Below are 7,009 nucleotides of genomic sequence, written 5' to 3'. Positions count from 1 at the left end.
ACGCTACGCCACTGTCGAGGCCATGGCCGAGGACATCGCACGCCACCTCGCCGGCGAGCCGGTGCGCGCCCGGCCGGACACGTCGTGGTACCGCCTGGTCAAGCTGGCCGGGCGGAACCGCATGGCCGTGGCGACCGGCACGCTGGTGTTCGCCGCGGGGCTCGCCGGCACCGTCGTCGCGGCCGTGCAGGCACGGCGCGCCACCGAGGCAGCGCAGCAGGCGCAGGTGGTGAAGCAGTTCGTGATCGATGCCTTCCGGGCCAGCGTGCAGGACGACCCCCAGGCCGAGGGCGGCGACGGCACCTCGTTCGAGCGGATGCTCGATCGCAACGTGCAGCTGATCGAGCGGGGCAACGCGCCGCGGCTGCAGGCGGAGCTGTACGGCACGGTGGCGCGGGTGCTGATGGACGAGAAGAGCTTTGCCAAGGCCCGCGTCTATGCGCAGAAGCAGAGCGACGTGCTGGCCGCCATCCAGGCCCCGGCCGAGGAACAGGCCGAGGCCGCGTTGCAGTGGTCGGAGGCCCTGCTGGGACATGGCGACACCGCCGCGGCCGCGAAGCAGGCCCGGCGGGCGCTGGAGCTGGCCGGCGATGACCGTCAGCTGGCGCCAAAGATCCGCCAGCAGCTGGCCGCCGCCAGCCTGGCGATCGACGAGGCGGTCAGCCAGGCCGCGAGCGGGCCGGAAGGACACGCCCCGGCCGCCGGCGTCAATGCATTGCCGGCACGCTGAGCGTCAGGCAGCTGCCGCCGCCCGGCAGGCGCGCCAGCTCGGCGCGGCCGCCGCAGGTCACCAGGCCGTCGTGGATCTGGGCGAGGCGCTCGCGGGCGGCGTCGGACTCTTCGCCGCGCCCGTTGTCGGTGATCCTCACCTGCAGCTCCCCGCTGCCGTTGGGCCGCTGCAGGTGCACCGCCGCCTCTGAGGCATCGGAGCACGAGACCAGGTAGGACAGGGCCTCCTGCATGGCGCGGTGCAGATGGACGGCACGCGTGCCGGCCGCCACCCCGAACCCTTCGTCCCGCTGCACGCTGAGACGGCAGCCGGGATGGGCGCGCGCCGACTCGGCCATGAGCTCGTCCAGCGCCGCCTCCAGGCTGCCGCTGCCGTCGACGATGCGGTGGCGCATGGGCTCGGTGAGGTTGGCGCCGACCGTGTCCAGCTGCTCGGCCAGGGCCATGAGGTGCAGGGCCGTGCGATGGGCGCGGCCGCGCTCGTCGTCGTCGCCCGCCGCCTCGGCCAGGCGAGACGCATGGCGCGCGCACAGGCGCACGGCCGACAGCGCGGCATCGAAACGCCCGACGATGCGCCGGGCCATTCGATCCTGCTGCAGCGCATCCGGCGCCGCCAGTGGCATGCGTGGCACGCTCGCGGGCAGGCTGGGCGGCAGGCCGGGTGGGCTGCCAGGGCCGGGCGGAGCGCCCGTCGCCGGCGCGCCGGTCGGCATGCCGCCCAGGGTGCTGTTGCGCGCTGCGAGCGTTTCCGCCAGCTCGGCCAGCGCCCCGCGCACCCGCTTGAGTTCGGCCCCGATCATCGGGCCGTCCAGCGGCTCGTAGCGCCCTTCGATGAGCCCGCGCAGGCCCTCGCGCAGCACCAGCAGCGAAGCGCGCAGCCGGCGAGCCAGCACCACCACGCCCAGCACGCCGGCCAGGGAAGCGACGGCAATGATCGCCAGCTGCAGGACAAAGGCCTGGCGGGCCGCCGCCACCAGCGCATCGGGCGACATCGTGACGCGCACGTAACCCGCCACCGGCCCGAGGCGGAAGGTGGGCTGGACCTCCTCCGGCATCGAGACGTGAGGCGTGGGGCTGTCGAAGAAATCGATGTCCGGCACACTGGAACGCACCGGCAGCTCGGCCGAGGGCAGGCCGGAGGCCAGGGGCGTGCCGGGCAGCGAGACGAAGGGCTTGCGCGAGGCGTCGAGGATGTCTATGGCCGCGATGGCGGAGTCGTGCCGCAGCAGCTCGCGCACCGAGCGGTCCAGCGCCGCGGCATTGCCGGAAATCAGGCCGTATTCGCTGGCCTCGGCCAGGGCCGAGGCGATCAGGGCCGCACGCTGCTGCAGGTCCTGCCGCAGGCGACTCTCCTCGCCGGCATGCATCCAGCCCGTGACCGCGAACAGGGCCACCGCCGGCAGCACCGCGGCGGCCACCAGCAGGCCGACGAGGCTGGACGGAAGGCGCAGGCGGCGTGAGATCGTCATGTCGGGAAGTTGCCGAGTTCGCGCACCGACGCGTCTATCGTCACGTCGAGCGAGCGCGCCACCGAATCGTTGATGGCCACCCGCCAGTACAGCGGGTACTGCGGGTCGACGCTCTGGCCCGCCATCAGGGCCTCGACCATGCCGGCCAGTTGCGCCGCCACGTCGTCCACGGTGGCGTAGGCCGCGCCCAGGGTGCCTGCGCTCACCATCGCCCGGGAGAAGCCGATCACGCCCTGCCGGCGCCGGTAGGTCGACTCCAGCACCGCGCGAGCCACCTGGGCGTTGTAAAGCTCGGGGTCGGGCACGGCGAGCAGCACGCTCGCCGAAGTGAGCGCGGCCAGTGCCCGCACCGGGTTGCCCCCCGTCTCGACCTGCTCGAAAGAGACCGCCAGATCGGCCGCCACGGCGGCCCGCTCGATCAGGGGTTGCAGGTGGCGGGTGGATGGGCTGAGCAGCACGCCCACCAGCACCTTGCGCCGGTACAGGCGGCGTATCAGCTGCATCTGCGACGTGGGCGAAGCTTCGGCAAAGATGGCGGTCGTGGCCTGGCTGCGGCGCGCGGGCGTGGCGGCGGTCAGGCGAAGGTAGGCCTCGGACGAGACGAAAGCCGAGATGAGCGGCCCGGCGACGTCGGCCTTGAGCGCTGCCTGCAGCGCGGCCGGACCCACGGCGAGATAGATCGCAGGACCCGGGCGCACCGCCAGCGTGTGCACGTCCTCCGACACCTGCGCCCCCGGAAAGCGCTGCTTGAGCGCCGCGACGATCGGCCCGCCGCCTTCCGCGGCCATTCCGACGAGGATGCGCAACTCGGCACCGGCCGCGGCCGCCCACCCGAACCAGCCCCAGCCCAGCGCGGCGGCACCCAGCAGGCGCACGGCCGAGCGCCGGCCCGGGCGGGACGAGGCCGTCGAAGGGGCTGTGCGCAAGGTCTTCATCGCCCGTGGCCGTTCCGTTCAGTAGGCGAGCTGAAAGCTGAGGAAGTAGGTATCGGCCGAGCCGTTCTGGCTCAACGGAGTGCCGTCGGGCGCGACGAGGCGCAGGTGGTCCGCGCGGCGGTAGGTGGCCAGGGCCCGGCCCCGCGCCTCGTTCCAGCGGAATTCCTTCATCAGCACCAGGTCCGCCCGCCCGGCGGACTGCGTCGCGGTGTTCAGCCGGGTCGAGCCGTAGTACGCCGCCGAGGCTCGCCAGCCTTCGCCGAACTCCAGGCTGGTGCCGATCGCCGCCGACCAGGGATGCGGGCGCGGGCCGGCGACGGCCTCCCCGGTGTTGGAGCCTTCGATCAAGGTGGACGCGCCGACGAAGCCCGACCAGCGGTCGGTGAAGTTGCCCGACGCACGGGCTTCGCCGCCATAGACCTCTCCGCGCGCCGGCTGCTCCGGCTGCGCAGGCTGCTTGGCGTTCCAGACGCGGCCCTTCAGCCGCGTCCAGTACACGCGGGCCTCGACGGTGGCGGAGCGGTCCGGCAGCGTGAGCAGGTAGCCCAGGTCCCAGGCCTGCATGCGCTCCTGCGTGACCACGTTGTCGGTGCCACCGAGCCCGAGTCGGCGCCCCTTGTCGGAGGCCCAGTCGCCCATCGACCAGGCTGCGCGAAGGGTCTGGTCCGGCGACAGGCGCCAGTTGACGCCGGCCCGCACCGAGCGGTCGTAGTTGGCTGCCGCACCGTCGTCGGAAGAAGCGCCGAGGTTGACGTCGACGTCGGGGACGATCTCCCACTCCGCCGCCACGAAGGCGCGCCTGAAGGCCGTCGACCAGTGCAGCTGATCGGCATTGCGCAGGCTGGCCTGCTCCTGGCGCCAGCCGACGCCGCCGAGCACGCGCACGCCGTTGCCGAACACATGCACGTCCTGCACCTCGAGCCGCATGCGGCGCTGGTAGCCCAGCGAGGCGGGCGTGCAGTCCTTGGGCGGCTTGGCTTCGGGCATGGCCCACGCCAGGCCGGACACGGCACCGGACGCAGCCCAGGCATCGTCGAGACCGGCGCCGCAGCCGACGGCCGCGGTGTCCTGCGTGTTGGCCCACTGGTCCAGGCGCACGTGGAGCTCGTTGGAAGCGTCCAGCGACCTCGACCAGTTCACGCTTGCATAGCCCGAGCGCAAGGTTTGCCTGCCCAAGGGCGGCGCGAGCCGTTCGTCGCCCTCGCGCTCGCCGATCAGGTACGCCGCATCGATGGCGAGGTTGGAGGCGTCATCCAGGTCGAAGGCACTGCGTACGGTGAAGCGGTCCAAGGTCAGCGGATCCGGGCGTGCCGTCCCGGCACGGTCGTCCGTGATCTCGCCGCGCTGCCGGTGATGCAGCGTCAACCGGACCGCCCCCGGACCGAGCGTCATGCCGGCGCGGCCGAGGACCCGCAGGGTGTCGTAGGCGCCGTAGGTGACGCGACCGTACCCGCGCTCGATGTCCGCCGGATGCTTCGTGACGATGTTGACGATCACCATGGTCACCGCGTATCCGTAGCCCGCCGTCCCGGGCCCCCGTGTCACTTCGATGCGCTCGACGTCGTCGATGCTGACCGGCAGGTCGGCCCATTCGTCGTCGTCCGACAGGGCGGTGCCGCCGATCTCGACCCCGTCGATGAGCAGGGTCATGTGGGGCGGCCCGGAGCTCGAGCGCTTGCCCACCTTGAGGTCGTAGTTGGCCCCGCCGAGGCGCTGCGGGCCGCCGCCGGCCACCACGCGTATCGCCTCGCCCACGCCAACGAAACCGTAGGCCGCCAGCATGTCGGCGGACAGCACCGTCACGCTGGCCGGCACGTCGCGCGGCGCCTGCTTCAGCCGGGTGGGGGTGAGCACCGGCTGCAGGCCATCCGGTGCGACCAGCGGGTTGTCCATCAAGGCCTCCTGGGCGCGCGCCGCAGGGACGTAGGCGTTCGCGAGGGTCAGGCTGCCGAGGACGACAAATCGGTACATCGGGTTCACAGCTGGGCACGGCCCGACTTGCGGTCGGCCAACGCCCCCTCCAGTCGTTCGAGTGGTTGTCGGAAGTAGGCGCTGACCGTCGGCTGGCGATGCAGCGCCTCTCGCGCCTGCCCGGCCAGCTCGATCGCACGGGTGCGGTCGCCCAGCGCCAGCGCGCAGTGTCCCTGCACCGCGCGGGCCCGGGCAACGAACGGGCTCGCCGGTGACCGGCGGGGGGCCTCGACGGCCAGGTAGTCGTCGAGCGCCGCCAGCCCCTGGGCCGCGCGGCCGAGCGCGCACAAGGCCTCGCCGCGCGCGCCCATCTCGGCACCGGCGAGCCAGGCGGGCGACTCTGCCGCCGGCAGCACCGCCAGTGCCGCAGCGGGCTGGCCGCTGCCGAGCAGGATGTTGCTGCGGACCAGCGCGGCCTCGAGGTCGGGCACTTCGCGCGGCGCCGCAGCCGGGGGCGGGCCGAGCAGCTCCAGCGCTTCGGCGTGACGACCTTGCATGCCCAGGCTGAGCGCCAGGGTCGCCCGCGCGCGGGGCGCGAGCGGACTGGCCTGGCGCGTCATGAGGCCGAGCTGGGCCTGCAAGGCGTCGTCCCCGCGCGCATGCTCGCCGCGTGCGATTCGCGTCCAGGCCAGCACGCGCGGTGCGTACGGGATCAGCGTGAGTTCGTCGCCCACCGGGGCGATGCGAGCCAGCGCACTGTTGAGCAAGGGTTCGGCGCGATCGAAGTCATGCCAGTCGGCGTACAGGCTGCCGAGGAAGTAGTCGCTCCACGCGCCGGCTTCGGCGATGCCGCGGCAGCCTCGCTGCTTCACGATCTCGCGGTCGGCCAGGATGACGGCTTCGGCGGCATCGAAGCTCAGCCGGTACTGCGGATCGTTGGCGAAGAGGAAGGCGGTGTAGTAGATCTCGGCGAAGGCCGCGGTGCTGTCCCGCGGGCCGCCGAGCTGGCGCAGGTCCGCGATGATGGACGCGCCGAGCTCGCGCGCCTCGGATACCCGGCGCTGCGCGATCAGCGTGCGCCACAGGTTCCAGCGCAGGTTCAGGACGCGGTGGGAGGCCGAGCCTTCGATGGCCGTGGCGGTGGCGACGGCCGCGCGCGCCCTTTCCAGCGCGACCTCGGACTGACCGTTCAAGGCGGCGAGGGTCGCCCGGGCGCTGAGCGCGAGCGCGCGCTCGATCGCCTGCGGGGGCAGCGCCTGCGCGATCTGCGCGTCGAGCCGGTCGAGCTCGACGCCGAGCATGCGCGCCTTGGGCTGCGCGGCCAGGGTCGCCGCCAGCTGCAGCCGTGCCACGATGGCCAGCCGCGGATCGCCGCCCGACCATGAAACCGCCTGGGCGGCCAGCTGCTCGGCCCGCGGCGCCCGGCCGATCTTCAGCAGCGCCTGCGACAGGGCGATCGCGGCCGTGGCCCGGTCGCCGGTGGCCGCCGCGCTTTCGCTCAGGACCTCCAGCCGCCGCTCCGCATGGCGCTGCGCCAGGTCGAAGCTGGCCATCTCGTCGAACAGGCTGCTCACGACGCCGTGCAGTTCGGCCTGCAGCGCCGGCTGGCCGGCGAACCGCTCGTCGATCAGCGCGGCGCCACGCTGCAGAAGGTACTCCCGCGGCACGCCGCGCGCGCCCAGGCGCTGCGACTCGGCCGCGTCGACACGGAAGGTGTCCAGCACGAAGTTCTTGACCGCGCCGGCGCGCGCGGCCGCCTGGTTGGCCTGGTGGGCCTGCGCGAGCGACAGCCCGGCCGCCGCCGCCACCGAGGCCGTCGCCACCGCGCCCAGTGCCAGCCCGGCACGCGAGCGCGCCGCGAAGCGGCCGAGGCGATACCAGGCCGTGGCGGGCCGTGCGCGCACCGGCTCGCCGGCGAGGTGGCGTGCGATGTCCTCGGCCATGGCCTCGACGGTGGCGTAGCGC

The 7,009-nt window shown here is 73.4% G+C and carries 5 protein-coding genes; 1 reads left to right on the top strand and 4 read right to left on the bottom strand.

The genetic code is table 11. From position 1 onward, the window contains the following. A partial coding sequence (locus ACS5PM_RS31970) for a hypothetical protein (protein WP_439392157.1) occupies positions 1-730 on the top strand: 730 nt, incomplete at its 5' end. On the opposite strand, the gene ACS5PM_RS31965 is transcribed toward ACS5PM_RS31970, so the two are convergent. The 4 genes from ACS5PM_RS31965 to ACS5PM_RS31950 all read right to left on the bottom strand — a co-directional run. After that, complete coding sequence (locus ACS5PM_RS31965; protein ID WP_439392155.1) at positions 708-2,198, bottom strand: hypothetical protein; 1,491 nt, start codon at positions 2,196-2,198, stop codon at positions 708-710. The two genes, ACS5PM_RS31970 and ACS5PM_RS31965, sit on opposite strands and share 23 nt — an antisense overlap. Then, positions 2,195-3,133, bottom strand: a complete 939-nt coding sequence (locus ACS5PM_RS31960; protein WP_439392154.1) for a hypothetical protein — start codon at positions 3,131-3,133, stop codon at positions 2,195-2,197. The genes ACS5PM_RS31965 and ACS5PM_RS31960 overlap by 4 nt, the downstream gene beginning before the upstream one ends. Positions 3,134-3,151: 18 nt before the next feature. Then, positions 3,152-5,104, bottom strand: coding sequence for a TonB-dependent receptor plug domain-containing protein (locus tag ACS5PM_RS31955; protein WP_439392153.1), 1,953 nt, complete (start codon positions 5,102-5,104; stop codon positions 3,152-3,154). Positions 5,105-5,109: 5 nt separating this feature from the next. Beyond that, the coding region (locus ACS5PM_RS31950) for a hypothetical protein (protein ID WP_439392152.1) at positions 5,110-7,009 on the bottom strand (1,900 nt) is incomplete at its 5' end.

Origin of the sequence: Ideonella flava (assembly GCF_051857595.1) — a bacterium.
GTDB lineage: Bacteria > Pseudomonadota > Gammaproteobacteria > Burkholderiales > Burkholderiaceae_C > Ideonella.
The sequence above is the reverse complement of the archived record's forward strand: the minus strand, read 5'-3'. Positions and strand labels throughout refer to the sequence as shown.